At 69.4% G+C, this 25,341-nt stretch carries 23 protein-coding genes and 1 tRNA gene; 8 read left to right on the top strand and 16 right to left on the bottom strand.

Features of this window, described 5'->3' with window-relative positions:
• Nucleotides 1-126: 126 nt before the first annotated feature.
• The 3 genes from QA634_RS35905 to QA634_RS20205 all read right to left on the bottom strand — a co-directional run bounded on the left by QA634_RS35905 (nucleotide 127) and on the right by QA634_RS20205 (nucleotide 2,568).
• The gene (locus QA634_RS35905) at nucleotides 127-336 is read right to left on the bottom strand and encodes an HGGxSTG domain-containing protein (protein ID WP_445928372.1); all 210 of its coding nucleotides are present in this window, start codon (nucleotides 334-336) and stop codon (nucleotides 127-129) included.
• Nucleotides 337-449: 113 nt separating this feature from the next.
• Nucleotides 450-956 (bottom strand): hypothetical protein, encoded by a 507-nt coding sequence (locus tag QA634_RS20210; RefSeq protein WP_265576386.1) that lies wholly within the window; start codon nucleotides 954-956, stop codon nucleotides 450-452.
• A gap of 625 nt (nucleotides 957-1,581) precedes the next feature.
• On the bottom strand, nucleotides 1,582-2,568 hold the full coding sequence (locus QA634_RS20205) for an ABC transporter substrate-binding protein (RefSeq protein ID WP_012333739.1): 987 nt from the start codon (nucleotides 2,566-2,568) through the stop codon (nucleotides 1,582-1,584).
• Between the two features lie 958 nt (nucleotides 2,569-3,526).
• Between QA634_RS20205 and QA634_RS20200 the strand changes: the two genes are divergently transcribed.
• On the top strand, nucleotides 3,527-3,754 hold the full coding sequence (locus QA634_RS20200) for a hypothetical protein (protein ID WP_012333738.1): 228 nt from the start codon (nucleotides 3,527-3,529) through the stop codon (nucleotides 3,752-3,754).
• 496 nt (nucleotides 3,755-4,250) lie between these two features.
• Here QA634_RS20200 and QA634_RS20195 read toward each other — a convergent pair whose 3' ends face one another.
• The 4 genes from QA634_RS20195 to QA634_RS20180 all read right to left on the bottom strand — a co-directional run bounded on the left by QA634_RS20195 (nucleotide 4,251) and on the right by QA634_RS20180 (nucleotide 6,351).
• A complete protein-coding gene (locus QA634_RS20195; RefSeq protein ID WP_265576655.1) occupies nucleotides 4,251-4,619 on the bottom strand; it encodes a helix-turn-helix domain-containing protein in 369 nt (122 codons plus the stop codon).
• A gap of 543 nt (nucleotides 4,620-5,162) precedes the next feature.
• Entirely contained in the window at nucleotides 5,163-5,363 is a 201-nt protein-coding gene (locus QA634_RS20190) for a hypothetical protein (protein WP_012333737.1), read from the bottom strand.
• A 471-nt stretch (nucleotides 5,364-5,834) separates the two neighbouring features.
• Nucleotides 5,835-6,092: a hypothetical protein gene (locus QA634_RS20185; RefSeq protein WP_150108701.1), complete on the bottom strand. Its 258-nt coding sequence runs from the start codon at nucleotides 6,090-6,092 to the stop codon at nucleotides 5,835-5,837.
• Between the two features lie 22 nt (nucleotides 6,093-6,114).
• Nucleotides 6,115-6,351 carry a hypothetical protein gene (locus QA634_RS20180; RefSeq protein ID WP_012333736.1) on the bottom strand — a complete coding sequence of 79 codons (237 nt, stop codon included), beginning with the start codon at nucleotides 6,349-6,351 and terminating at the stop codon, nucleotides 6,115-6,117.
• 65 nt (nucleotides 6,352-6,416) lie between these two features.
• On the opposite strand from QA634_RS20180, the gene QA634_RS20175 reads away from it, so the two are divergent.
• A complete protein-coding gene (locus tag QA634_RS20175) occupies nucleotides 6,417-6,674 on the top strand; it encodes a hypothetical protein (protein WP_012333735.1) in 258 nt (85 codons plus the stop codon).
• A 166-nt stretch (nucleotides 6,675-6,840) separates the two neighbouring features.
• Here the strand turns inward: QA634_RS20175 and QA634_RS20170 are convergent, their stop codons facing one another.
• Nucleotides 6,841-6,990 carry a hypothetical protein gene (locus QA634_RS20170; protein WP_012333734.1) on the bottom strand — a complete coding sequence of 50 codons (150 nt, stop codon included), beginning with the start codon at nucleotides 6,988-6,990 and terminating at the stop codon, nucleotides 6,841-6,843.
• A 954-nt stretch (nucleotides 6,991-7,944) separates the two neighbouring features.
• Here QA634_RS20170 and QA634_RS20165 point away from each other — a divergent pair.
• The 3 genes from QA634_RS20165 to QA634_RS20155 all read left to right on the top strand — a co-directional run bounded on the left by QA634_RS20165 (nucleotide 7,945) and on the right by QA634_RS20155 (nucleotide 14,825).
• The gene (locus QA634_RS20165) at nucleotides 7,945-8,322 is read left to right on the top strand and encodes a hypothetical protein (RefSeq protein ID WP_012333732.1); all 378 of its coding nucleotides are present in this window, start codon (nucleotides 7,945-7,947) and stop codon (nucleotides 8,320-8,322) included.
• A 2,755-nt stretch (nucleotides 8,323-11,077) separates the two neighbouring features.
• Complete coding sequence (locus tag QA634_RS20160; RefSeq protein WP_012333729.1) at nucleotides 11,078-13,336, top strand: TOMM precursor leader peptide-binding protein; 2,259 nt, start codon at nucleotides 11,078-11,080, stop codon at nucleotides 13,334-13,336.
• 13 nt (nucleotides 13,337-13,349) lie between these two features.
• Nucleotides 13,350-14,825 (top strand): SagB/ThcOx family dehydrogenase, encoded by a 1,476-nt coding sequence (locus QA634_RS20155; RefSeq protein WP_012333728.1) that lies wholly within the window; start codon nucleotides 13,350-13,352, stop codon nucleotides 14,823-14,825.
• A gap of 190 nt (nucleotides 14,826-15,015) precedes the next feature.
• Here QA634_RS20155 and QA634_RS20150 read toward each other — a convergent pair whose 3' ends face one another.
• From QA634_RS20150 to QA634_RS20140, 3 genes are all read right to left on the bottom strand, one after another.
• Nucleotides 15,016-15,966, bottom strand: a complete 951-nt coding sequence (locus tag QA634_RS20150) for a VOC family protein (protein ID WP_012333727.1) — start codon at nucleotides 15,964-15,966, stop codon at nucleotides 15,016-15,018.
• 244 nt (nucleotides 15,967-16,210) lie between these two features.
• Nucleotides 16,211-17,038: a DUF4344 domain-containing metallopeptidase gene (locus QA634_RS20145; RefSeq protein WP_012333726.1), complete on the bottom strand. Its 828-nt coding sequence runs from the start codon at nucleotides 17,036-17,038 to the stop codon at nucleotides 16,211-16,213.
• Nucleotides 17,039-17,500: 462 nt separating this feature from the next.
• A tRNA-Ser gene (locus tag QA634_RS20140) sits at nucleotides 17,501-17,590 on the bottom strand.
• Nucleotides 17,591-17,992: 402 nt separating this feature from the next.
• Here QA634_RS20140 and QA634_RS20135 point away from each other — a divergent pair.
• Entirely contained in the window at nucleotides 17,993-18,394 is a 402-nt protein-coding gene (locus QA634_RS20135; RefSeq protein ID WP_012333725.1) for a response regulator, read from the top strand.
• On the opposite strand, the gene QA634_RS20130 is transcribed toward QA634_RS20135, so the two are convergent.
• The gene (locus QA634_RS20130; protein WP_012333724.1) at nucleotides 18,369-18,599 is read right to left on the bottom strand and encodes a hypothetical protein; all 231 of its coding nucleotides are present in this window, start codon (nucleotides 18,597-18,599) and stop codon (nucleotides 18,369-18,371) included. The two genes, QA634_RS20135 and QA634_RS20130, sit on opposite strands and share 26 nt — an antisense overlap.
• Before the next feature lie 304 nt (nucleotides 18,600-18,903).
• Nucleotides 18,904-19,113: a hypothetical protein gene (locus QA634_RS20125; protein WP_012333723.1), complete on the bottom strand. Its 210-nt coding sequence runs from the start codon at nucleotides 19,111-19,113 to the stop codon at nucleotides 18,904-18,906.
• 98 nt (nucleotides 19,114-19,211) lie between these two features.
• On the opposite strand from QA634_RS20125, the gene QA634_RS20120 reads away from it, so the two are divergent.
• Nucleotides 19,212-20,516, top strand: a complete 1,305-nt coding sequence (locus QA634_RS20120; protein ID WP_283026729.1) for a hypothetical protein — start codon at nucleotides 19,212-19,214, stop codon at nucleotides 20,514-20,516.
• A gap of 221 nt (nucleotides 20,517-20,737) precedes the next feature.
• Here the strand turns inward: QA634_RS20120 and QA634_RS20115 are convergent, their stop codons facing one another.
• The 3 genes from QA634_RS20115 to QA634_RS20105 form a co-directional block, all read right to left on the bottom strand.
• On the bottom strand, nucleotides 20,738-21,049 hold the full coding sequence (locus QA634_RS20115) for a hypothetical protein (protein WP_012333721.1): 312 nt from the start codon (nucleotides 21,047-21,049) through the stop codon (nucleotides 20,738-20,740).
• Nucleotides 21,050-21,585: 536 nt separating this feature from the next.
• Nucleotides 21,586-22,410, bottom strand: coding sequence for a hypothetical protein (locus QA634_RS35900; protein WP_012333720.1), 825 nt, complete (start codon nucleotides 22,408-22,410; stop codon nucleotides 21,586-21,588).
• 45 nt (nucleotides 22,411-22,455) lie between these two features.
• Nucleotides 22,456-22,845 carry a hypothetical protein gene (locus QA634_RS20105; RefSeq protein WP_012333719.1) on the bottom strand — a complete coding sequence of 130 codons (390 nt, stop codon included), beginning with the start codon at nucleotides 22,843-22,845 and terminating at the stop codon, nucleotides 22,456-22,458.
• A 337-nt stretch (nucleotides 22,846-23,182) separates the two neighbouring features.
• On the opposite strand from QA634_RS20105, the gene flhA reads away from it, so the two are divergent.
• Nucleotides 23,183-25,309: a flagellar biosynthesis protein FlhA gene (gene flhA / locus QA634_RS20100; RefSeq protein WP_012333718.1), complete on the top strand. Its 2,127-nt coding sequence runs from the start codon at nucleotides 23,183-23,185 to the stop codon at nucleotides 25,307-25,309.
• The last annotated feature ends 32 nt before the right edge of the window (nucleotides 25,310-25,341 follow it).

Here is a 25,341-nt window from a genome sequence, read left to right as displayed (position 1 = left end):
ATGTCCCGAATGTCCCGGTTGTCCGGCGGCCCCGCAGCGCGGCGGTCAAAGGCGTTCATCCTCGAGATCACCCACTGAGTCCCCACGTCGCAAACGTCGAGCGTGCGATGCGGGCCTACGCGTTCCTCAGCCGTTCCGTCCGGATAGCCAAGCCTCAGTAGCTCGGATAGTCGCTGCAAGGTCCCTCCCCGCCTGAGCGATGGCGCGCCGGAGCGCGACGGCTTCCGCCGCTCGCCGCCCATGCCGCCAGTTGCCCCGCCGTGCCCTGGCGAGCCCTTCCGGAGTCTTCGGCCCCGTGCTGGCGCCCCCATGCATCCGGCACCTCCCGTTCGCCATCGCGGGCCCGAGGCAGGACCCACCATCCCGCCGCTTGGCCCCGCATCGCGGAGCCGCGTTCGCTCCTACCAGAGCGGCGCGCCAGTCGGGCGTATAGGGTCCGTCGGCTGATTTCATCCCTGCCCCCTACCCTTCACGTGTGCAGATCCCCCGGGTGCGACGGTTCCCGTCACCACCGCCTGCGCGCCCTTGTTGATGTGATTGTGCTGCACAACGACAACTTGCCGACCGCCCGACCGCATCCGCTGAAGCGTGGCCATACCTGCCTGGAACGAGCCCGTGAGCCGCGTGAACGCGCCCGCCATCCTGGCGGCCTCAATGCCCGCAGCCTGCTGGGCGGCACCCCGCGTTTGATCCGCCACGTCCAGGTGCTGGCGCATCAGGGCGGCAGCCTTCATGGCGGCGACATGGGCCGTGGCGAGCTGATGGGCGAGCATGCGCTCCAGGGCGTCGGCGGCCTGGATGCTGTCGGCGGTGTCGAGAGCCATTTCGAGCGATCCGGCCTGCTGGGCGAGGTCAAGGCGATCGCGGCTGGCGTCGGCGCTGACGGCTGTGGGATCCGCGAGCGTGTCGAGGATGGCCGGGAAGGTTTTGCCGGTGAAGTCGTCGCCCGGCAGCAACTCGCCCCCGGCCGCGCGGGGCGTGTCGGGCGGGAGTGGCGTCCGAGCCTCTGCCTCGTACCGGTCTGTGAGGGGGCACGGCGCGCCCTTGTTCTCAGCCCGGACTCGGGCGGCGCCGAGGAGGAGGTTCCCAGTCTTCGATCTGCGTCGCATGGCTCCCTCGTTGCAGGTATCAAGGATAACCGTTTTCGCAGGGTTCGGTCCTCCCTCAAGCAGCATGAAGCGCAATCTGCTGTGGACCTCTCCGCTCTGGGCCGCCGGCGAGTAAGTAGGGTGAGCCGAGATCGCCCCTGAAAGTCTTGAGCTAAAGCGCCTTGTCGTCGCGACTGAGGCGGGCATCCCTCAGCTCGAGGAGCGAATAGAGCGGATGAAGTAGCGCCGAGCCCCGTTGCTGGCGGACTCGGATGGTCCCTTCGGTTGCCGCGCTCGCGCCGGTCGCGAGCTGAAGCAGATGGTCGAGCGTGCTACCACCGCGGAGGCTGTTTAGCCCTTCGCCGCCCTTACCTTATGAGGAGAGCCGGCTCGCTGGATCGGCATCCACCCGGACCATTTTCAGCGGTCGAAGGGATGCGTAGGACGGGCATAGATCCGGCAATCTGGAAAGCATGATATCCGCATCGTCGGCTCATTCGATTACCTCGTCGGCACGGGCGAGTAGCGCAGGCGGCAGGGTAATTTTCATCGCCTCCGCAGTTTGCATGTTGATCGTCAGGCGGAAAACGTCCGGCTGTTCAACGGGAAGATCGCTTGTCTTGGTGCCCTTGAGGATGCGATCCACTAATGTTGCGGTATGTCGAAATATTCCTGGAATATCTGGAGAGTAAGACATTAGGCCACCGCTCTTCACCATGAGTGGAATGAAGAGCATTGTGGGCAAGCGACGGCTGAGAGTGGCCGCATTCACTTTCGCCCGCTCGTTCATGATCATGGGGTCGTTATTAATCACGAGGCCGTCCGCGTGCGCTGCGTCGATCTGCTCGAACGCTCCGTCGATGTCATCACGGGAACGCACTTCGACCGGAACGACCTCCAGTCTGAGCCGAATGGCAGCGGCCCGCGAGTCCTCCAGGAAGCGGCGCGCCAATCCGGCATCGGTCGGGTTCAGCAGCAGGGCGACGCGTCTCACGTTCGGGACGGCTTCCTTGAGGATCGAGAGCCGCTTGGCGGTGAGGTCGGTGGCCACGTTGGACAGGCCCGTCACGTTGCCGCCGGGCCTAGCAAGACTCTCGACCAAGCCGGAACCGACGGGATCAGGCACGACAACGAACACGATCGGGATGGTGCTGGTCGCCCTCTTGGCTGCCTCAGCGGCTGGCCGGGTCACGGCGACCAGCACGTCGGGCTTCAGGGCGATCAGCTCGTTCGCCAACGCCACGAAGCGATCGTACTGCTCGTTTGCATAGCGGTGTTCGAAAAGCACGTCTCGACCAGGCTCATATCCGAGGTCTGTGAACCCTTTCAGGAACGGGACTTGGAACGGCGCCTCCTCTTGCGCGTCCCGGGCGTGCCACAGCACCCCGATGCGGGCAGCTCCTGTCGGCCTCGCGTGAACTAAGCAGGTCGAGGACAGGAACCCAGCCGCCGCGCCCGCCAGCAACTCCCGTCGTCTCATCGAGGGTCTCCGTCCCAACATGCATCGCCCAGACCAGCGGCCGAGGCATGCATCGTGCTCACAAGTACGTGGCTTGAGGCAGGGAGCAAGGTCACAATGCGCGAGCAGAACCAGCTGCTCTCGCGGAGTGCAGGCGCTAACGAACTCGAAGCCCTTGCGCGGCTACAGCATCGCCTCGAAGCCCTGGATTGTGCGCCGGCCGTGTTGCGAGGCGTCAGCCTACGGAAAGCCCGCCCCCGAGTGGCCCTCGAAGGCATTTACTCGCCGGATGTATCCGACCACGGTTCGTGGATCGCGGTGCCCCAACCGATCCATGATCCGGGCCATGTTGGCGCCGCGCTCCGCGGCCGTGGTGATGTAGCCAGCCCGCAGGCTGTGGCCCCCGAACGACGAGGCGTCACGGCACCGCGTCCGCGAAGCCCAACAGGGCGGCTCAGGCAGCCCGTAGCGCCTGTTCTGCCGCTCGCCCGCAAAAACCCCGTCCACACCGCCGCGCCCGTCCACGGCCCTCCAGATCGGCCGCACCGTTGTCGCCCCTCGATCCGGCTCTGGAGCCTCTTCAAGCTGCCGGGACGACGCCCGGCGGCACCGCCAGCGGCTTCTCTGGCGCCGTCGCGCCCTGTACCGGCCGTGGACGCGGCTCTCGAGCACCTTCGGCAGCGCGTGGAGCGGGACGCGTAACCGCAGGCAGCGGGAGATCAACCAAGACCACGCGACCGCTCAGCGGGTCGAGGATGCGGATCTGCGCCATGCACGCCCCTAGGGAGGAACAACCAGGGTGTGCCGATCCAGGTAGGAACCCGTAAACGGCCCGACGTGCGTCACGACACACGCGAAGTCCCCGCAGCAGAGGCATCGCCAGCCGACAGCACCTTGACCTGGATCAGGGCGTCTCCGGGCGGGCAATGCGAGCGTGCGTGAATGCGCGAGCCGGCGTCAGGGACCAGCAAGCTGAGCCATGACGGACACCGCCCAGCTGCTGACTGATTGCGGCATCGCCGCCGCCGCTCCCCGGCTCAGGCTCTTCGCCACAAGCGCCTACTACGCCTTCGTCCTCGAGCCATTCGGCCGCTCCAGCCACGTCATCGCGCTCAGCCGCGATCTCCTGCTGGTCCCAACACACGTCATGCTCTGTGGGCCCAAGGCCGACGAAGAAAGCCCACCGCGGCAGGACCGGGTGGGCTGAAGTACGACTTTGGAGAAGTGCACAGCAGACCACGATGGCCCCGGCAACGAAACTATAATCATGCTGCGCTGTGCGGGTGAACGAGGCTAAGAGAAGCCCGCCACGGCAAGGGGAATACCGGGCGGGCCAAGGCGGGTCTCGAAGATCGTCTTATGAGGAGCGGTCAGAGTAGGCCCACCGATCGGTGGTCAGAATAGCACTTAGGGCCCAATCTAAGCTGTGCCGCCGCATCAGCTTGGCAAGGCCACAAGAAAAGCCCGCCACGGCAGGACCGGGCGGGCTGAAAGGCTGTGTAGAGTAGAACCCCGCTAGAGAAGCATGCTAGCGGCCAAGCTGGCAAGGCGCTGCTCAGTCGCCCCCTACACAATCCTCATCACGTCGCCGTCTGCACGTTTCGCAGGCTGAACGCCGTGGCGTCGGCGAAGCCGGCCGTTCGCATAAGCCGCAGTATGGGGCGAGAACGTCTGCTACGGCGGAAAGGCGCCGGGTGGCCCATTCACTCCGCCCGACGGCTCACCCTCCGCGCCTTCCTAGCCCGACGTCTGCGCTGACGAACACGAGCACCGTCTGGACGGTCCGCGCAACATAGCGGTTCAACCTGCTGGTGCTTCTTCCGCCATGCGCTTGGCGTCGTGCCGGTCCAGCGCCGGAAGGCGTGCGTGAACGCGGCCGGCTCAGAAAACTCCAGCGCGGCCGAGATTTCCGCCAAGCTCATGTCAGTGTTAACCAACAACTGCTTCGCAACATTAAACCGCGCTTCGTTGATAACTTCCTTGAAAGTTGCACCCTCGGACTTCAGCCGGCGGCTTAGTGTGCGCCGACTAAACCCAATCACCTCTGCGACTTCTATCCCACTGATTGGCATTTCAGTCACAAAGGCGCGCAAACGTTGAGTGAACGTGTCTGTCATCTCTGGAGCGGGTACGATATTATTGGAACTCATAGCTAAGCAGGTCTAACAGACTTGTGAGTATGAAAACAATACTGTCCACGGCGTGATCGCGCAACCTGCGGCCGGATCAACGAACCCTGTCAGGCCGGCATCTCGCGCGCGGGGCGGCGCGGGGCGCGTAAGCCGGTTTATGGAACTCGAAACAGGCCCGCCGGACAGTCCCTGGAAGCATTCCCGCGGGCCGCGTGGCTGGTCCTAGTCGAGGGGCAGTCTTTCGGCCTCCGGCGGGGCCTTGCGGGCCGCTGCCTCGACTGTGTAAGTCTTCGGCCGTCCGCTCCAGGCCCGCACGCCCGGAGCAGGGCAGCGGGCCGGGTTTGATGGCCCCCCTGACGGCCCGGCCCGCACAAAGGAACGCCGGCTCGGGAGGGTGCGCCCGGCCGGCGTCAGAGTGGAGATCCGTGATGACGGCTCATCGCGCGGCGGCTCCGGGCGGTTCCGTCGGCCCGGAAGGGCGCCTCAGGCCCCGCGCTTGACCACCTTGAACCGCTCCCGGCACTCGAGGCCGTTGAGATCCTCGCAGCACGCCCGGGCCTGGATCTCGACGACGAACGACGCCGCCAGGGCCCAGTCGTCGTCGCGGTCGCGCACGTCGAAGATCTGGCCCGCCTCCCGGAGGAGCGCCTCCAGCGCGTCCCGGATGTCAAAGTCGTCGGCCATGCGCTGCCCCTCTGTCGTGAGCGGCATAGCCGTGGAGTGTGACGCCTTCCACAAGGAAGCCCGCCGCAGCGGGGGCGCTGGGCGGGCTAGTACGGGTTCCGCATGAAGTTGCTATCCCACCACGCCTGCCGGCACTGCGCGCTAACTTAAGCTAGCGGATCGCCTCCTGCGCGTTCCTCATGCTCATGTCGTGCACACGGGAGAGTGCTGAGGCGCGAGGTTCACGACGACGTGCGAGCAAGCCGGCGGCCGGCTGGCGTTGAAGAACCAATCGCCCGTGTCGGTCGGCTCGATGATGAGCGTCTCGGACACGCGGTCGAAGTTGCCATCCCTGCCTGCTCTGCCTGCCAGTGCTGGATACGGTTGCCGGCCCCCCGTAAGATAGGCGAGCTGGCCGGCACCGAAGTGCTCCGCCGGCACGGGATCATGATCGGTCCAGTTTATGGCTCCAGCTTATCGGTCATTTCGGCGCTACGTATCGTCGGTATCTTGCTTGCCGCCGTCGATGACCGAAAAACTCATACGATGGTGTAGCGAGTACGTGTATCTGATCGCTTGCAGAAAAGATGCGTGTCCAAGATCGACATTTGCAATGAATCCATCGAGGATCGAAACTGTTTCTTCCTCGTTGGTAAGCCCGCTGCGCTCCAATACACGCAAAATGTGCCGGAGCATCAGGGCTGTTCCTGTTTGAATCGCGTCGACGGAAACCGGTTCTTGATCGGCCATTGACGCATTCTCCCTCATGTCCTCAGCCGCGGCAGCGGCGGGCATTGTCCACCTTGCTGGGAATAGTTCGGTCGAGGCCAGCGGCATACGCCTGGAACCCAGCTCTCCCACCGCTACTCACCATTTCGTGGATCTCAGTGTTGCCCTTGGCGCCGGTCACGTCGATGTTGATCGCTACGCAGTTCGGCGCGGTCGACTGGTTCGAGTTGGCGCCAGCCTGCGTCGTGACGGGGATCCACTTGCCGTTCGGGAGCGGCACGTAGGCTTCTGGCTTGCGATCCTCGCCGACTCGCTCCGGCCCGGCTGTACGCCTACATCCCCGCCATGCCCGACACACCCACCATCGGCGAGCTGCTCGAGCTCAACGCCGTCACCGACAAGCAGATCAACGCCGCCGTGCGGGAGTACCTGGATGATCCCACGCCCGGCATGCGCCTGATCGCGAAGGGCGTGGCGATCGACGTCGCCGCGGCCGTGGCGAACCACGAGATCGCCCGGGACGTGCTGGACGATCCCGCCCTCGGTGATCGCGCGCGCCGCATCGTGGTCAGGACGGCAATCCTGCAGGCGCGGCCGGCCTGAGACGACGAAGCCCGCCCGGTGGGCCGCCGGGCGAGCTGGTACGGTAGGCAGACGGAGGTGTTTGCCATGCGGCCAGGACTGGCCGCGGCGGTAACATAGATCCCACGGACCTTGCCTCAGGCTTCCCGCTTCATCACCTTGAAGCGCTCGCGGCCCTCCAGGCCGTTCAGGTCCTCGCAGCAGGCGGGGCGTGCTGCTCCACCATGAAGCTCGCCTCCAGGCGCCACTCGTCGTCGCGGTCGCGCACGTCCCAGATGCTGCCGGCCTCGCGGAGGAGCGCCTCCAGCGCGTCCCGAACGTCGAGGTCGTCGGCCATGCGCTGCCTCCCCGCCGTGAGCGGTTTAGCCATAGAGCGTGACGCCTTGCAGAAGGAAGCCCGCCACGGCAGGGCCGGGCGGGCTGAAAGGCTGTGTAGAGTAGAACCCCGCCAGAGAAGCATGCCCAGCTGCCGATCCGCAACTTGGCAGTTCGCACTACCCACGCCCCGCGCCGAAGAAAGAGCCCGCCACGGCGAGGGGGAATACCGGGCGGGCAGAGGTGCGTTTGCATCGGTGAGGCCCCTCCACCCCACCACACTTGCCGGCCCGGCACATTCACCTGGGCTACTCTATCGCCATCTACACGTTCCGCAGGTTGAGCGCCGTCGCGTCGTGACGTGCAGACCCCGTCGGGGTCCCGACCAAGCACGACGTGGCGTTCAGGGCATCGTCCGAGGTAACGAAGCAGCTGAACTCTGGACCCGTCGTTGGTCCCGACCTGAGATTGAATCGAGTAGCGCGCCGACTATGACGTCCCGAAACAGCCCCGGCCTCGAAGCGCGCACCAGCATCTTGTCGGCAGCGGCGATGTTCGCCTCCGCCTTCAACCTGAGAGCCGTCGCGGTCTCCTGAAGGGCTATAGCTTCCTCAAGCTGCTTGTTGGCCCTGCGGAGAAGCCAATTGGCCTGCAGCTTACGAACGACACGCATCGCTGAATTCCCAAGTGGATTTTGCGCCTCCACAAGGAGTAGGGCAGCCAGCTTCGGCCGTGAGGTGTGCTCACACACGACAGGTCCCACATGCGAAGGCAGCTCCCGCGGATCGCGGACGGCGTGCCGAAGGTTGTGCTCGCCTGCGTGGGGTGGGCTGTGCGGCTGGCTCTAATCGAGGATGAGTTGATTGGTCGCTGCTGCGGCTTGCGCGAACTGGCCTTGAATCATTTATCGGAACTTGCGCCGAGGTACGCCCTCGGCAGCATGTCGTTGCCCTAGCTTCAGGTATCCGTGGTCCTTATGAAGAGTGATATCTGTACCATCAGCGACCTATACGAATTCAAGCGCGTCACCGACGAGCAGCTCGACGCGGCCGTGACGAACTTCCTGAACGATCCAAAGCCCGGCGCTCGCCCGCTCGCGGAGGGCATCGCGATCGACGTTTGCGCGGTCATAGCGGCCAACCCGCACGCTCGCGAGGTCTTAGCCGCGAGGGCCTCGTCCGAGGCCGAGATGCGGATGGCCGTTAGGACGGCGATCATGCTCGCTCGGCCCGCGCGGTACACGGACGCGATTGCTGCGCAGGAGGTAGGGACCACGTCCCCAGCCGCGGCACGCCGCAAGCTCCGTTTCGACCGGCAAGGAAGACCGAAAGATCCCGCCACGGACGATCACTGAATGCCGGGCGCCGGACTACCGCTTGCCCGCAGCTCACCGCCGTACGACACCCAGGTCCGGCTGCCCCGCTTCACCCGCTCAGCCCGCCATGGGACCTCGCGGGCATGGCGGCTTGCGCGGACCGGCCCAAGGCAAGGGTGAGTGGAGGCCGTGCCTTCCCCGGTCCGACTGGACCAACGAGAGTATCACGACGGCGCAGGGCAGCGTTGAAGTACATCTTGGCCGCCGCTTGTCGCGCTGTGCTGGGGCGCCGGCCGCGCGAGGCGCGAGCATCGCCGCCGGCTCTCGGATCAGCCTCCGAGCAAGGCGCGGGTGCGGCCCAGTGGAAATGGCCGGGCGCCCGCTGCCTACCCTGGGCTGGCTCCGGTCCGAGGGCGACCGCACGGCCTTTGCCCACTACAACGCGACTAGCTGCGGCCACGAGGCGACCATCAGCACTGATCGCTTCCCCGCCGACCCTGCCGTTCCCCAATATCACCCTGCGGCTCCGGTGCTCGGCCTGCGGGTCGAAGCAGATCGGCGTCATGCGCTTCGTCCTTTGTGGAAGGGGTCGCCCCGGGCCGCTGCTGTTTCGCCACAGCGCGATCCCCGGGGCCTTATCCGCGCAGAGTGCCTGGTTCAGCGCGGATCTCTTTGTTCATGCGGCCCTCGGATCGCAGCGCTAGCCACCTCGACGGCAACGCGCAGGCCGTGCTCGCCGTCAGCGTAGCGGCCGAGCGGGCGGATGTCGTTCGCAATCCGCGCTCGTTGCACCGGGCGACGAACTCATCGGGCTCAACGAGAATGGGGACCACGACGACGCCGCTGCGTGTCACCTGGCCCTCCACCTGTTCCGCCGAGATGCGCCAAACTTCGTAGCTGGTGGGTAGCCGGTCAGCGTCCTGCATCATCTCCCGCAGGCGGACGTAATCCTCGGGCCGGTAGCCATGCCGACGCGACCTGGACCTCTCACAGAAACCCCGCCCCCGAGTGGCCCTTGAAGGCGTTTGCCCGCCGAATGTAGCCCACCACCGTCCGCGGGTCCCGATGGCCGCTTTGATCCATGATCCGGGCCATGTCCGCCCCGCGCTCCGCGGCCGTGGTGATGTAGCCCGCCCTCTTTCCTGGTCTTGTCCGAGCAGACCGAGATCTGAGATGGGCGCCGCGGTCGCAACCGCCGCGGCGCCTCCGAAGCGTGGCGCTACATGGCTCTGAATGACCGAGCCTGTGTGAAAACGCGCAAGCGGTAGAAGGATTTTCCCTCAGACGCTCTGGGCGGTGCCGGGATAGGCATCCTGTCTGCCTCAGAAGCGGCATTCGGGGGCCTGGAGTGCCTGTCACATAGAAAATTGTTCTATGATTTCGGCAAGCCCCCGCGTTTTCACACACCCTCGACCCGAAGCGCCCCTTCGCGGCGCGCGTCGGCAAGGTCCGGTAGCGAAGGTGTTCGGGGCGTTTGATTTCCTGACACACATCTCCCGCATCTCGCCTTCGGCTTGGACGGCCGGACACAGGCATACCTGCGGGCCGGCGATCCGAACGGACACGTCATTCAGGTGCCATCGCCCGTGCGGACCCGGGCGAGAACGCGGAGATGGCGGTGGCCGGACTGATTTGAGGGCCCATCGACGAACGATCTCGTGGGCGACGGGAGATGGGGTGCGCGGCCAGGAGGCCTTCCACGTTGCGACTACGACGGGTGAAGCGCAGATACATGCAGACGGCGCGCTGTGTAATCTCGGACGGGAACCGATTTTCGGCTTGGACGGCGATGCAGTCTCACCGGCTACGGCGCTCGGTCAGCCGCAGTAAGGTGGGCTACTCGGCAAGGTGACACGCCTCTCAATCTGCCTCACCGGTGCGGATGGTGGACATCTCCCTGCTCAACAAGGCGCACCCAAGCCGGCCAAAATGATGATTCAATGAGAAAATCTTCGAATTTTATGCTCCGACGCGCCGATCGATTGGCTTGCGCGTGCAGCAGCAAGCTTGACTATTGATGTCATGTTGACGCAGTCTCGGAAGAAGGTATGCTGCAGCAGCTTGGCGCAACTGCGCGCGCCGGCATGGAACGCGTAGGATCCTCACTCCATCAATGGAGAGTGCCGTGCCGCGTTTGTCCAAGGACAAGATTCTGAACGACGTTGTACCGGCGGCGGGTGTCGTCGGATTGACATTGTCGATGGCAAGCGGGGCGTCCGCTGCCGTCAGCACTCCTGCGGCGGATGCCGCAGCACAGGACGGCGCGCCCCGGCCCGACATCGCGCTCGGTCTCCACGAGGAAGAAGTCAGCGATGTGAGCCTCGCGACGTTCTTCGTCTTCGACGACGAGATGGCCAATCCGACGCAAGGCCTGGTCCAGCAGGCGTACGTCGTGTGGAGGGGCTGCCGCGGCTGCCGGGTGTGGAGGGGCTGCAGAGGATGCCGGTGCGGCTGCAGAGGATGCCGGTGCGGCTGCGGAGGGTGCGGCGGCTGCCGGTGCTGACGCCATGCCGCAGTCGCACGGCCCGCAGATCTCCTGCGTTCGCGCTTCGGCGATGGATGGTCGAGGTGCCCTGCCCGCGTCCCTAGCCGGGAAACGCCGGGCATGTGGCACCTCCTCGTCAATGGTGTGGGCGGCTCGACCGCTGGCGAGACGAGTGATGGTCCGGTCATCGCGGGTGTTCGCCGTGCCCGGTGGGTGAACGCGATTGCCCTTTAGTCCTGAAGCGAGAGCCGGAAGGCTCGGCCTGCGCATGCAAAGGATGACGCCGATGTCGTGGCAGGCGGTCTTGGAATGACAGCTGATCGCGGAGGTGCTGCGATTCGGCGCGACGGTCGGGAGATTCCGCGGTTCGCACCGAATTTTTCCGTCTACGTGCTGCCGCCCAACGTCGTCTGCCTCTATTCGGAACACCGCAAGTTCTTCCTCGAAGGCGACCTCTATGCCGCGCTCGCGCCGCAACTGGCTGCCGGGAGGACTCTCAAGGCGATCTTCGACGCGCTGACGCTCGACTTCCCGGCTCAGGCGATCACCGAAGCCCTCAGGCGGCTGGTCGAGCGACGCTTCGTCCTGCTCGACCGCGTCGCGGCCGACGACGCGGCAGCCGCCTTCTGGGCGAGTCTCGGCCTGCCGCCCGGCGCAGCGGAGTGGAACCTCCGGAACTGCAGGGTGCGGATCCGCGCGCTCGACGTATCGGGCGCCGACGACCTCGCGGCGGCGCTGACCGGTCTCGGCGTGCGCGTGGTCAAGCGCACCGCCGACCTAACGGTCGTGCTGGTGAACGATTACCTCGATGCGCGCCTCGCGGAGACGAACCGGCGGCACCTGTCCGACGAGACGCCCTGGCTGATCGTCCAGCCCTCCGGGATCTTCCCGCTAGTGGGGCCTCTGCTCGCTCCGGGAAAAGGCGCCTGCTGGACCTGCCTCGCCGACCGCATGCGGTGGAACCGCGAGGTGAAGGCGTTTCTGGAACGGCAGCGGGCCGACCCGGTGGCGCTGTCGCCCCTGGTCCGCAACCCGGTCGGGCAGAGCGCGACGCCGTTCGCAGCCATCGAGATCGCGAAGGCGATCGCCACCGACTTTCGCACGGACCTGCGCGATCACGTGATCAGCTTCGACCTGACGGGGGCGACGATCGCGCGGCACTTCGTGGCGGCGCGTCCGCAATGCCCTGCATGCGGCCATCCGGAGCAGCGCGACCCGAACCGTCCGGCGAACCCGCTCGAACTCAAGGCCGGCGGCAAGCTCGTGCTGACGAGCGGGGGATACCGAGCGCTGTCGCCCGAGGCCACGCTCGCGCGCTACCGCAAGCACGTGAGCCCGCTCACGGGGGTCGTCTCGCGGCTGGAGCCGATGGAAGCCGACCTGTCCCTGAACACCAGCTACGTCGCGCGCCACAACTTCTCGCCGCGCCCCGAAACGGTCCCTGCGCTCAAGGCCGGGTTGGGCAGCGACAGCTACGGCAAGGGAAGCACGAGCGAGCAGGCGCAGGCCAGCGCCCTCATGGAGGCGATCGAGCGGTATTCCGGGATCTTCCAAGGCGACGAGATCAGGGTGGTCCGGCGTTTCGACGAGTTCGGGGCCGGCGAGGCGATCGCTCCGAACGACGTCATGCTCTTCAGCGACGCGCAGTACCGTCAGGGCCTCACGGGCGCGCACGATCACGAATCCTTCATACCGGCTCCCTTCGACCCCTCCGCCGCGATCGCGTGGTCGCCGGTCTGGTCGCTGCGGGACGCAGCGTTCAAGTACCTGCCCACGAGCTTCCTGTACTATTTCTGCAGGGGATCGGGCCACGCCGAGACCAGTGCGGATTCGAACGGCTGCGCGGCCGGGAACACGATCGAGGAGGCCATCGTGCAGGGCTTCCTCGAACTCGTCGAGCGGGATGCGTACGCGATCTGGTGGTACAATCGGCTGCAAAGACCGCCCCTGGACCTGGATGCACTCGATGACTCCTACATTCGCGACCTGCGCGCCCAATTGACGGAGGCCGGACGCCGATTGTGGGTGCTCGACATCACCAACGATCTCGGCATCCCCAGCTTCGTGGCGATCTCGCACTGGACGGAGAACGGTGAGGAGTGCGTCGAGTTCGGCTCGGGCTCCCATTTCGACACGCGGATCGCTGCGCTACGCGCCATCACCGAACTCAATCAGTTCTTCTCGATCGGGCTCATGGCGCGCCGGCACAGCGTGGATCCGGGTGACGACAGCGCCCATCGGTGGCGCCTCGACAACAATCCGTACTTCGTGCCCGACGGTCAGCCGAGGCTCCCACCGGATTTCCGCTCCGGTTTCGCGCGCCTCGATCGCCGGGACCAAGTCCTCGCCTGCGTGGACCTGATGGCGTCCCGCGGACTCGAATTCCTCGTCCTCGACCAGACGCGGCCGGATATCGGCGTGCCGGTTGTCAAGGTGATCGTTCCCGGGATGCGGCACTTCTACCCGCGTTTCGGACCCGGCCGGCTCTACGACGTTCCGCTCGCCCTCGGCTGGCTCGACCGGAGCGTCCCCGAGCGCGACCTCAATCCGCTGTTCCCGCCGACCTGAGAGGGTTGCCGCCATGCAAGCCTCCCGGAATGCGGGCACGCAGGATGCGTCGCCGGCAACGCTGTCGGTTCGTCTTCGCCGCCACATCGCGCTCGATGCCGGCGCGGGCGGCGAGATCCTGGTCCGCGTCGAGCATCAGGAGATCAGTCTCGGCCGCTTCGACGAGTGTGTGGTGGAGCGGATGCGCGCGCTATCGGCAGGGCTGCCGGTCGGCGCGCTGGTCGCGAGCCCGGACCGCGTCGACCGCGACGTGCTGCGGCTCGTCCAGCGCCTCGCCCGGAGCGGCCTCGTCGAGTACAGCCTTGCCGGCGCGGATCACCGCGGTGAGGTCGTGATCGAGCCGCAGGTTCCGGATTACTGGCCGCGGCTGCCGGACCTGACCGACGGCGACAGCGTGGTCCTCTCGCGGTTTGCCTACCTGCGGCGGCGCGCGAGCGACATGGTGTTGGAATCGCCCCGCTCCGCGGCCCTGTTCCGCATCGGCGATCCCGCCGTCGCCGCGCTGCTCGCCGGCCTCTCCGAGCCGCAGCCCGTCGCGCGGCTCCGCCGCCAGGACGGCCTGCCAGGCGCCGAGCTGCTGGCCTTGCTGCTCGACAGCCAGATCCTCCTTCGGATCGAGGCCGATGGCGATGCCGGCCTGCGCGCGACGGAGGGCGACGAGCACCTCGTGCTCTGGGACTTCCACGATCTGCTCTTCCACGCCCGCAGTACGGAGGGCCGACACGCCAATCCCCTGGGTGGGCGCTACCCCTATGTCGGCCTGTTTAACCCTTTGCCGGCCGTCCGCCCCCGCTGGCCCGGCCGAGCCATCGACCTGCGCAAGGATTCCGACGTTCCCGGCACGACCGTGCGGCCGGTCTCGGCCCTGCTACGCAAGCGCCGTTCGACCCGCAGCTATGACGACCAAGCCCCGCTCACGCGCGCCGAGCTGGCGCAGCTCCTCGACAGCGTGGCGCGGGTCCAGGCGACCTGGCGCAGCCCGCTCGATGCCAAGCATGACGGCCCGATATTGTCCTACACGACGAGACCCTATCCTTCGGCGGGAGCGAGCTACGAACTCGAACTCTACCTTGCGATCCGCCACTGCGACGGGCTCGCGCCCGGCTACTACCATTACGATGCAGGCCGGCACGCCCTCACGCTCCTCCCCGTGCGCCCGCAGGACCTCAATGCGTTGCTCACGGCCGGCGCCTACGCGATGGGCGAGCCCTGCCTGCCACAGGTGCTGATCACGATCGCGGCGCGCTTCGGCCGGGTATCGTGGAAGTACAGCGCCGTGGCCTATGAGCTGATCCTGAAGAACGTCGGAGTCCTCACCCAGACACTGTACCTCGTGGCCACGGAGATGGGGCTCGGCGGCTGCGCGATCGGCACGGCCGACATCGAGCTGTTCGCGAGGATGACGGGCTTGCCGCACCACGTCGAAGGCGCCGTCGGCCAGTTCGCCCTGGGGCGCGGGCTCGAACAGGAGGCAGACGGCCCGGCATAGTCCACGGACGCGCCGCTCACGGTCCGCTCCTCCGTGCGTCACGCGGGGCCAGGGCCGCGATCGCGCGCGCGGCCCGCGCAGCCGGCGCGCCGCGCTCGTGGGGGCAAGACGCCCCCCTGGGCGCCTCGCCGGGCGCTGGCGAGCCGGACGGCCTGGAGAGTCCGGCGCGTCGCCGGGTGGGCTCAAGAGGTCACGCTCGCCGGCCCCGCGGGCGGTCCGGCGGCTCATCAAGCGTCCCGGGAGCGTCTCCGGGAACTGATCCGACGCGCGTGATTGAGACCTTGCCGCCGGTCGGGCGCCTCTCCCAATCGCTCCTCCACGTCGCCGTGACGGTCCGGGCATATCCTCGCCCCATCAGTGCGAACAGGGCGCCCTGCGGGTCCATGGCGTGCAGGATCCAGGTGTCTCCGGGGCCTTCCACCGGCCCGTTGAGGATCCGGCCGCCTCCCGCCGCGACCCGAGCGGCCGCTGCGGCGATGTCGGGAACGACAACGTAGTGCAGCCAGAACGGAGCCGGCACGAACTCGGGCTTGGTGAGGACGCCGCCGATCGGCTGCCGGTCCATCGCAAACACGCTGTACTCGCCCGCCGATTCGGCCGCCTCGTCCTTCGCATCATCCCAGCCGAAGAGTTCGCGGTAGAAGTCCAGCGCGCCCCGTCTCTCGGCGGCGAGGAGTTCGGACCAGCCGACATGGCCCGGACGGCTGGCTGGATCGACCACGTCCGGGCGGGGCATCAGCCATTTGAAGAGTCCGAGCCGCGCCGCCTGCGGATCGCTCACGACGGAGAAGCGACTCACACCCGGGATCTCCGCCGGTGGGATGTGCAACGTGCCGCCGAGACGCACGGCACGATCGGTTGCGGCATCGATGTCGCCGGCGCCCACATAGCCGATCCAACTCGGCTGCACCCCCGCCCGCCGCGCCGCACCGGACAGCCCCATGATCCCGCAGACCGAAGTCCCGCCGACCGTCAGGAGCGTGTAGGGCGCGCCCGGCACGGAGGCGTCTCTCATGCCCCAGCCCACGACGTCGGCGTAGAAGGCCCGCGCCGCCACCATGTCGGAGGTCATCAACTCGAACCAGACGAACCGGCCTTGGGACGGAGTCATGGGCCTTTCGCCGAGGTGGGCCACACCCATCGCGGAGCATCGCCGCCAAGGGCCGCCCGCATCATCGCATGGACCGGACGATCGACCTATCGCGGTCCTCCGAAATCCGTTTCGGCAAGACCATCCGGCAAGGCTCGAGCCGATCGCAGCGCTCCACTCGGGGCGGCGGTTGGCCCCCGAGTGTGGGCCGACGCCGAGGCGCACGCGATCCGTGCCGTTCGGGTCGTCACCTTCGGGTCGAAAAGGCGAGCGCCAGCCGCATCCGGCCAACGGGTCAGAACATCCATCGGAATGCGCGGCGGACGCGTGCGCGCTCCAGCCGTCCGCCGCGGAGGTGGCTCCGGAAGAGCCTGCGCAGCGAGTCCGTGGCGAGGTCGTACTCCGCCCCGCATTGTTCGGCGCGCGCCTGCGGCAGGGCACCGCCCGCGACGAGGTAGCCGAAGGCGCGGCGGTCCGCCCCGTAGGCGAGGCAGAGGAGGTTGTAGAGGCGCTGCAAGGCGAGGCTGTGATCGTCGGCGAGCACGGCCTCCTCCGCCTCTTCCTCGACCGCGTGGCTGCGGTACAGGTGTGCGATGCCGTCGATGATGGGCCGAGCCTGCGCGGGCGGCAGTTCGAGCAGGACGTGAGCCGCGAACTGGTCGGCGGCATCCTCCTCCCTGCCGAGCACCGGTACGTCGAGGAGATCGAACAGGGCGTGCCCGGCCTCGTGCAGGAACACCTGCGCCAGGGGACCGAAGACCGCGTCGCGGCGCCCGATCCCAGCTGTGGACGCTTGTTTGGGCGCCCGGTCCTGCACGTACCGGACGTACTCGTAGCAGAGGGTGACGGTCCGGTTCTCGGGCGCGTACCACGCGTTGGCCTCACCGTTGCACGCCGCGAACCGCAGGGTGAGCGAACGCGGCAGGCGCACCCCGCCGACGATCTCCCGAAGGCCTTCGAGCACGCGGCGTCCCTTGAGGTCCCGGTAGATCGCGAGCGCCTCCGCGCTCTTGGGACGGTCGTAGACGATGCGGACCTGATCATGCCGCGACGGGTTCGCCCGACCCGGCTCGTCGCCGAGGAGGAGCGCCAAGCCCGTAGCGAGCCCGAGGACGTGCCGCATCCTGCCGCCTCCCGAGGTCGCGCGTAGGGGCGCACTGACGCGCACAATCCGGCGCGTCTCGGAACGGGCGGCGATCGTCCCGCCCGCCGAGCCGACATGATGACGGCAGCCGGAACGGGCCAGGGCCGACAGGCTCCGGTGGAAAGCAGCCCGACCCCGACTCGTGATGAGGGCGCCGCCCGCGCGGTGGCCGTTCGGGCCTCCCGCCGTGCCGCGCGGGCCGGCCTGCGCCCCAACCGACGTCAACCGTGGAGCCGATGGGCCCGCGCCCGTGAGGATGAGCGCGCCCGCGGCCAGTGCTTGATCAAACGGGACCTGGACCGGCCGGCGCTGCGAGCGACCGGCCGCGACGACAATGCGCCTCCCCTCGTGCGAGCGTGCAACGCATTGGGGTAATAGTTGGGGCAAGCGCAACAAGCGCCCCTAAAAAACACGTTTCTTCAAGGGCTTACGCTCAAGGCTTGGCGGAGAGAGAGGGATTCGAACCCTCGATACGGTTGCCCGTATACACGCGTTCCAGGCGTGCGCCTTCAACCACTCGGCCACCTCTCCGACCCGGGCCGCCGCGGCGCGGGGCCGTGGTGGCGGGACGCCGTCCTCTAGCGGGGTGCGGGCCTCCGCGCAAGCGGGCGCACCCCGCGAACCCCTGCCCGGGCCGCGCAGGCTGTGGCCGCGCGGCCACGGCCCGGCGCCGGCCGCACCGGCCGCGGACCCGCCCGGGCTGGACATCCACGCCTGGCCGGCCAACCTTAGGGGTGTCGCCCCACCGCGTCGGGGCGGCGCGGCCGGGCGCTGCGGCGCCGGCCCGGGGCGGCCTGCAACCGGGGCGTGCCGTCCCTCGTTTCGATCATCGGTCGGCGCATCAGGCGGTGGACCGGCGGTCGGCGCAGATCAACACGCCCTCCGCATGGATCGCCCACCGGGCGTACCGGCCGGATGGGCCGAGCGCGGAGGATGGTGACCGTGGGGACCGAGAACGAGACCGTGCCGGGCGAGCGGCCCGTCGTGCTGGTGGTGGAGGATGAGGCACTCACCATCATGGACCTGAGCGACGTCCTGGAGGCGGCGGGCTTCGAGGCCCTCCAATCGGCCTCGGCGGAGCGGGCGCTCTCCCTGCTCGAGAGCCGTCCCGACATCGTCGCCCTCATCACGGACGTGGAATTGTCGGGCAAGACCGACGGATTCGACCTCGCCCGCACGGCCTCCCAGCTGCGCCCCGGCCTGCCGACCGTGATCGTGTCGGGCCGCGCCAAGCCCGATCCGGACCGGATGCCCGAGGACGCGCAGTTCGTCGCCCGGCCCTGCCGCGGCGACGATATCCTGGAGGTGCTCAGGACCGTGATGGCCCCCCGCTGAGGCCGGCGGCCGCCGCTTCGTCGAGCCAGAGTTCCACCGGCGCGCCCGCCGCGCCGAGATCGAGCACGATCTGGCGCAGGCGGCGGGGCGGGCCGTCGGGCCAGAGGGGCAGATCGAGGGTCCCGCCCACGGCCCGCACGCTCGCGGTGATCGTCCGATCGCGGAGCCGGATCGTCACCGGGGTCGGGCCGCACCGGTCCTGCATGCGCTGCTCCCCGCCTTCGGCTCCCTTGCTCAACGCGCGGACCCGCGGGCCGTCCCGGGCGTCCTCCCGCCAAGGTTATCCGTTCCTCACCGCGTTTCCGGAGGGCCGCGGAGTCCGTCCTTCCGCGACAGGACCGCGCGCGCGAGACGCCGCGGCCCCAGGACCGTTCGCGAGCAGGAACTGCGGGGTTCGCCCCTCGCGGCAGCCGCCGCGGGCGGTCGCGCACGACACCCACCAGGGGACACGATCGGGCCAGGCAAACCCGCAGCCCTCGGCACGGCCCGGCGGGGTGCCGCCGCGGAGGCTACAGCATCCCGAGCGCCTTGAGGTCGCGAAGCCGCGCCGCGCCCTGCCGTCCCTCGGGGCGCAGGGGCGTCAGGCGGCGCTCCAGGCCGTCCAGCGCGCGGATCTGCAGGCGCATGGCGTGGCGCAGGGCCTCGATGCGGGCATGCAGCGCGCGCGCATCCGCCAGCGGATCGTAGGAGGAAGGCGGGGGCGAAGCGTCGTGCGGCATGGCCGCATAGGGCGGGCGCCATGGTTAAGCGCCGGTAAAGGTGGGCCGCCCCGTGGCCGGGCCCCCCGGGAAAGCGGGCCGCGTGGCGGGGCCGCCACGTGCGGGCGCGCGGGGGCGCTCCTATCTCTCGCCGAGAAGGATCCCGCTCGCATGCCCTCCTGCGCCCTCCCCCGCCTCCCCGCCCGGCGCGGCCGCGCCGCGCGGCCGGCGCGCTGCTGCTCGCGGGCGCCGCCTGCCTCCTCGCGGCCGCGGCGGCGGCGCTGCTGCCGCGGGCCGGGGCGGCCTGGCAGCTGCGCGAGGCGGCCGACGACCCGGGGGCGCTCGCGGCCCTGCGGCTGCGCGAGGCCGCGACGCCGGAGCGCCTCGGCCGGGAGATCGATGCCGCCCTGGCGGCGGGCGATCCGGACCTCGCCCGCAGCCTCGTCGCGGTGGCGGAGCACGAGGGCGCGGCGGTGGCGCCGGCGCGCCGGGCGGCGGTGGCGGCCCTGGAGGAAAGCGCGGCGGCGCGGGCCGTCGCGGAGGCGGCGCGCGGCTTCGCCACCGGCCAGGGCGAGGGCGTGCCGGGCCTCGCCGGGGCGCTCGCGGGCGACCTCGTCGGTTACGGCGACCTGCGCGACCTCTGGAGCGAGGGCGGCAAGTTCCTGCGCCGGGAAGCCTACGACCCGATGCTGCTCGGCCTCTCGGCGGTCGGCCTCACCCTCACGGGCGCCACCGTCGCCTCGTTCGGGCTCGCCGCCGGGGCGGGCGTGCCGGCCCATGCGGGCACCACCACCCTCAAGCTCGCGACCCGGACCGGGCGCCTGTCGAAGCCGCTGCAGGGAATCCTCGCCCGCGCCACCGAGGGCTTGGTCGATGCGGGCGCGCTCCGGGGCAGTTTCGCGGCCCTCGCGCGCCTCGATCTCGCGGGCGCCCGGGCGACGCTCGGCGGGGCCCTGCGCCCCGCCGCCCTGCGCCGCCTGCGCGGGCTCGGCGAGGAGGCGGCGGCCCTGCAGCGGCGGGTCGGTACCCGCGGCATCCTGCAGGCCCTCTCCCTCGCCGAGAGCGCGGACGACCTGCGCCGGGCGGGCCGGCTCTCGGAACGGCTCGGCACCCGCGCCCGCGGGGCCCTCGCCCTCCTCGGCCGCGGCGCCCTGGTGCTCGGCGCGGCGGCGCTCACGCTGCTCCAGGCCCTCTGGCTCGCCGCCGCGTGGTTCCTCGCCGCGGCCCTGTTCTGCCGAAGGCTCGGCACCGTGATCGGCCGCCTCCTCTTCCGGCGCCCCTCAGCCCGGCGCCGCCCGGAAGGCCCCGGCGATCAGCCTGAGGGCGCCCGCGGCGCGCGCGCCCTGGTCGCGCGCGTGCAGCATCACCTCCGAGGGCGGCAGCGGCGGCAGCCCGACCTCGGCCCCGACCTCGGGCGCGCCTGAGGGCGCCACGGGCCGGGCGAGGGCCGCGTCCCCGAGCCCCGCCGTCACCGCCGCCCCGACTGCCGACGCGCTCACCGCGGAGGCCTGGGACGCCCGCAGCCGACACCCTTCGCCGACACCCTTCGCCGACACCCTCGCCCCGCGCGGGATCGCCCGCAGCGATCCCTCTCACGATCCTGGTCCCGCAGAATTGCCGCCGCCGCACCGCTGGCCGCCCCGGCTCAGCGGCGGGGCGCGACGGGGTGCCCCGCGAGCGGCCGCGCATCCCCGCCGTCCGGGCTGCGCGTGCCGGACGTGCCGGCGTTGCCGGCCGGATCGTCGGGATTCGCGGCGGTGACTTCCCGCGCGCCCGCCTCGGCGGGCCCGTCGTCCCCCGGCGCGGAGCGCGTGCCGCGACCGTGACGGAGCGAGTTCAGCACCAGGTTCGCGCGCCTGAGGATCGCGTAGGATTGCGCCAGCACCTGGCGCGACCGCGCGATGCTCGCTTCCGTTTGCCGGACGAGTCTGGAGGCGTCCGCGCGTGGCGTCCGCATGGTGGGCTCCTGCCTGACGTAAGCGGGAGCACACAGGGTCTCTCAGCCGTCGGCGCCTACGGAGTCGGAACTGCCAACGATGGCGCAGTCTACGCCCCCGCCCTCGGCCACGCCTAGCGACGCGGCGGCCTCAACCCGGGACTCGGTTCGCGGGGCGATCGGCGCACCGGGCGCCCGGGAGGATCGTTCGACGGGGGGAGTGCGGGGTCGTCCGGCAAGGCCGCCCGCGCCGCGGGCCGAGCAGCTTTCGCGGCGCAGGCCGCCGGGACCCGGCCGACCGCCCACGAAGAAGGCCCGGCCGGGGCATCCCCGGCCGGGCCGTCAGCCAAGCTGCACGTCATACCAACGGCTCAGGATGCTGACGCATCGAGCCGTTGATCCATCTCGAATTTTCGATTTCAAGCCAAGGGCTTGGCGAAAATTCGAGCGCAGCACCACCGGTCATTGGAAATGCCCGGTGGTATCACCCGTCATCCGCTCGGTCGCGCCGCGCGGTGGTCCGGCGTCCCGACCGAGCGTCCGGACGCCGGATCGCGTCAGCGCCGGTCGGTCTCGACCGGGCGGCGGACCGGGGGGAGCTCGTCCTCGATCGCGGCGTGGCGCTCGCGCGTGGTGCCCGCGAGGGTGTCGCGCTCGACCGCCGCGTCCATGGCCTGACCGGCCGGGGTCGGGCCGGCCCCGTACGGCACGCCGCTCGTCGGGAGCGGGGCGCCGGTGCCGAGGCCGGTCGTGGTCGAGCCCGCGGCCCCGATCGCCGTGCTGCCGACCTCGCCGCCCGCCACCGTGGCGGGGTTGCTGTAGGAGCCGGTGGCGTCGTGGCGGCCGGTCCAGCCCTCGCTGCGCCAGCCCTGCATGCGCTGGTCCATGTCGACGGAGCCGTGCTCCTTGAGCAGGCTCGTCACCCGGTCGGCGGTGGCGTCGTCCGCCCGCACCGTCACCAGGGTGCCGCCCCGGCGCACGCCCTCCGCGTAGGCGTGGGCCTCGTCCTCGCTCAGGCCGGCCCCGGTGAGCGAGCCGAGGAGGCCGCCCGCCGCCGCGCCGACGCCGGCGCCGGTCAGGGTCGCGACCAGCCAGCCCGCCGCGACGACCGGGCCCACGCCCGGAATGGCGAGGAGGCCGAGGCCGGCGAGGAGCCCGGCGCCGCCGCCGAGCACCGTGCCGACGCTCGCGCCCGCCCCCGCCCCGTCCGAGGTCTTGTGGGCGGTGTCGTGCGCGGTCGCGTGGCCGGAATAGCGGTCGCCCTCGTTGTTGGCGACGATGCTGACGTCGGAATGCGGCACGCCGGCCGCCTCCACCTTCCGCACGGCGGCGGCGGCGTCATCGTAGGAATCGAACAGGGCCGAGATTGTGCGGGTCGCCATCGGGCGCTCCTTCGTGAGAGGAATCCTGTGCGTCGCGGGCAGCGGTCACGGGTTGGCGGCGACGTTGCCCTTGAAGTCGAGCCCGACCTGGACGGACTTGCCGGACTGCATCGCGTGGCCGCGCCAGATGCCCTGGTCGTCCTTCTTCAGGTCCTTGATCTCGGTGAAGCCGGACTTCTCGAGGCGGCTGCGGGCCTGGCCCTCGGTGAAGCTGTTGGCACCGGGCTCGAGCTTGGCGTTGGTGAGCGTGCCGGTGGTGCCGGGATTGCCCTTGTCGACCGTGTCGGTGTTCGGCCGGGTGACGGCCTCCTGGCCCTGCGACTGCGTGCTGGGCTTGGCATCCCGCGCCGGCTCGCCGGTCACGGTCGTCTGGGCCTGCGCGATCCCGGCCCCGAGCAGGCTCAGGGTCGCGACGGTGATCAGGGTGGTGCGCATGATCTCCTCGACGTGTCGGTTTGGGTTACCGTCTCAATCGTTATGCCGCCACTTGGTTCCGCAAAATCGCCGAGGTGGCGCAGGGCCACCACGTCGTTCTTCCCGGATTGATCGAACTTGACCGTCACGGTTCCGGTCCTGTGCTTGTTTTTTGCTGCGGCACAGCGGGGCATGTCACTTGCCTTGCTGCACTGCCGCGAAGAGCAGCCGGCCAACAACCGGTGATGAGAGCGACGGCGCTGCGCCGCGGGAACGGCCGGGCCGGGCGGGTGTCTTAACGGATCCTTCACCATGCACCCGGCAGATCTTGCCGGGTGAGGGCGGGGCGGAATCCGGGATGAGCGACGCGAAGGCGACGGGGCTCGATGCGCTGCGCGCCTTCGCGCTGCCGACGCGCGCGGACCTCGTCGGCCTGACGCGGCGCAGCGACCTCGTCCTCGCCATCGCGGTGATGGGCATCCTGGTGGTGCTGATCTTCCCGCTGCCGGCGCTGCTGCTCGACCTGCTCCTCGCCGTGTCGATCATCCTGTCCGTGCTGATCCTGATGACCGGGCTCTTCATCGAGAACCCGCTGGAATTCACGGTCTTCCCGACCGTCCTGCTGATCGCCACGATGCTGCGGCTGGCGCTCAACCTCGCCTCGACCCGGCTCATCCTCGGCCACGGGCACGAGGGCACGGCGGCGGCGGGCCAGGTGATCGAGGCCTTCGGGCACTTCGTGATGGGGGGCAACTTCCTGATCGGGATCATCGTCTTCGCGATCCTGATCATCGTGAACTTCGTGGTGATCACGAAGGGCTCGGGCCGCATCGCCGAGGTGGCGGCGCGCTTCAGCCTCGACGCCATGCCGGGCAAGCAGATGGCGATCGACGCCGACCTCTCGGCCGGGCTCATCGACGAGAAGACGGCGCGCGCCCGGCGGCAGGCGCTGGAGGAGGAGAGCGCCTTCTTCGGCGCCATGGACGGCGCCTCGAAATTCGTGCGCGGGGACGCGGTCGCGGCCCTGCTCATCACCTTCATCAACGTGGTGGGCGGCATCATCATCGGGACGATGCAGCAGGGGATGGGCTTCGGCGCCGCGGCGCAATCCTACACGCTGCTGACGGTCGGGGACGGGCTGGTCAGTCAGGTGCCGGCCCTGATCGTCTCGACGGCGGCGGGCCTGCTGGTCTCGAAGGCGGGCGTGCGGGGCGCCGCGGACCGGGCGCTCGGGCGCCAGATCGCCAATTACCCCAAGGCGCTCGGGATGTCGGCGGCGGTGATGCTGCTGATCGCCCTCCTGCCCGGCATCCCGATGCTGCCCTTCCTCTTCCTCGCGGGCGGGGCCGCCTACCTCGCGCGCCGGATCGCGCGGATGCCCAAGCCGGTCGACCCGGAGGCGCCGGCGGCGGGCGGCGCGCCCGGCGCCGGCGCGGCGCAGCCCAAGGAGGAGACGGTCGCGGACCTGCTCCGCCTCGACGACCTGAAGCTCGAGATGGGCTACGCGCTCCTCGCCCTGGTCAACGGCCCGGGCGGCCAGGACCGGCTCACCGAGCAGATCAAGGCCCTGCGCCGGCAGCTCGCGGCGGAGCTCGGCTTCGTGATGCCCTCCGTGCGCATCCTCGACAACGTCCAGCTCGACGCGAACACCTACATCGTCCGGGTCAAGGAGATCGAGGCGGGCACGGGCCAGGTCTTCCCGGGCCAGTTCATGGCGATGGACCCGATGGGCGGCCAGGTGCAGCTGCCCGGCCAGCACCTGCTGGAGCCGACCTTCGGGCTCCCGGCCACCTGGATCGACGCCTCGCTGCGCGACCAGGCCCAGCTGCGCGGCTACACCGTGGTGGATGCCGCCACGGTCGTCTCGACCCACCTCACCGAGGTGATCAAGGCCCACGTCTCCGAACTCCTCAACCACGTCGAGGTGCAGAAGCTGCTGCGGGAATTGCCCAAGGAGCACACCGAACTCCTCAAGGAGATCGTCCCGAGCCAGATCGCCACGACCGGCATCCAGCGGGTGCTCCAGTACCTCCTGGCCGAGCGGGTCTCGATCCGCGACCTCGGCACGATCGTGGAGGGGATCGCCGAGGTGGCGGGCCACGTGAAGAACCCGCGCGACATCGTCGAGCACGTCCGCGCCCGGCTCGGCCGGCAGATCTGCGCCCAGTACCAGGGCCCGGGCGGGGTGCTGCCGATCATCACCCTGTCGCCGGCCTGGGAGAGCGCCTTCCTCGACGCGATCGTCGGCCAGGGCGACGAGCGTCACCTCGCGATGCAGCCCTCGCGCCTGTCGGAATTCGTGACGACCGTGCGCGACCGCTTCGAGGAGGCGGCGCGGATGGGCGAGATGCCGGTGCTGGTCACCTCGGTCCAGGCCCGCCCCTTCGTGCGCTCGATCATCGAGCGCTTCCGGCGCGAGACGCCGGTGATGAGCCAGGCGGAGATCCACCCACGGGCGAGGCTCAAGACGGTGGGGTCGGTCTGATCCGGGATCCGCTTGATCGAAGCGGATCCCGG

The sequence above is a fragment of the Methylobacterium sp. CB376 genome, from assembly GCF_029714205.1.
GTDB lineage: Bacteria > Pseudomonadota > Alphaproteobacteria > Rhizobiales > Beijerinckiaceae > Methylobacterium.
Note: the sequence above shows the minus strand (reverse complement) of the source record. Positions and strands in the feature narration are given on the sequence as shown.

Coding starts and splice junctions, on each gene's coding strand:
- QA634_RS20165 (WP_012333732.1), top strand. CDS start 7,945: ATGAAGAGTGATATCTGTACCATCAGCGACCTATACGAATTCAAGCGC.
- QA634_RS35905 (WP_445928372.1), bottom strand. CDS start 336: ATGGCGAACGGGAGGTGCCGGATGCATGGGGGCGCCAGCACGGGGCCG.
- QA634_RS20190 (WP_012333737.1), bottom strand. CDS start 5,363: ATGGCCGACGACTTTGACATCCGGGACGCGCTGGAGGCGCTCCTCCGG.
- QA634_RS20145 (WP_012333726.1), bottom strand. CDS start 17,038: ATGCGGCACGTCCTCGGGCTCGCTACGGGCTTGGCGCTCCTCCTCGGC.
- QA634_RS20200 (WP_012333738.1), top strand. CDS start 3,527: ATGACGGACACCGCCCAGCTGCTGACTGATTGCGGCATCGCCGCCGCC.
- flhA (WP_012333718.1), top strand. CDS start 23,183: ATGAGCGACGCGAAGGCGACGGGGCTCGATGCGCTGCGCGCCTTCGCG.
- QA634_RS20195 (WP_265576655.1), bottom strand. CDS start 4,619: ATGCCAATCAGTGGGATAGAAGTCGCAGAGGTGATTGGGTTTAGTCGG.
- QA634_RS20205 (WP_012333739.1), bottom strand. CDS start 2,568: ATGAGACGACGGGAGTTGCTGGCGGGCGCGGCGGCTGGGTTCCTGTCC.
- QA634_RS20160 (WP_012333729.1), top strand. CDS start 11,078: ATGACAGCTGATCGCGGAGGTGCTGCGATTCGGCGCGACGGTCGGGAG.
- QA634_RS20155 (WP_012333728.1), top strand. CDS start 13,350: ATGCAAGCCTCCCGGAATGCGGGCACGCAGGATGCGTCGCCGGCAACG.
- QA634_RS20105 (WP_012333719.1), bottom strand. CDS start 22,845: ATGCGCACCACCCTGATCACCGTCGCGACCCTGAGCCTGCTCGGGGCC.
- QA634_RS20150 (WP_012333727.1), bottom strand. CDS start 15,966: ATGGGTGTGGCCCACCTCGGCGAAAGGCCCATGACTCCGTCCCAAGGC.
- QA634_RS20170 (WP_012333734.1), bottom strand. CDS start 6,990: ATGGCCGACGACCTCGACGTTCGGGACGCGCTGGAGGCGCTCCTCCGC.
- QA634_RS20125 (WP_012333723.1), bottom strand. CDS start 19,113: ATGCCGCACGACGCTTCGCCCCCGCCTTCCTCCTACGATCCGCTGGCG.
- QA634_RS20175 (WP_012333735.1), top strand. CDS start 6,417: ATGCCCGACACACCCACCATCGGCGAGCTGCTCGAGCTCAACGCCGTC.
- QA634_RS20130 (WP_012333724.1), bottom strand. CDS start 18,599: ATGCAGGACCGGTGCGGCCCGACCCCGGTGACGATCCGGCTCCGCGAT.
- QA634_RS20135 (WP_012333725.1), top strand. CDS start 17,993: ATGGTGACCGTGGGGACCGAGAACGAGACCGTGCCGGGCGAGCGGCCC.
- QA634_RS35900 (WP_012333720.1), bottom strand. CDS start 22,410: ATGGCGACCCGCACAATCTCGGCCCTGTTCGATTCCTACGATGACGCC.
- QA634_RS20115 (WP_012333721.1), bottom strand. CDS start 21,049: ATGCGGACGCCACGCGCGGACGCCTCCAGACTCGTCCGGCAAACGGAA.
- QA634_RS20185 (WP_150108701.1), bottom strand. CDS start 6,092: ATGGCCGATCAAGAACCGGTTTCCGTCGACGCGATTCAAACAGGAACA.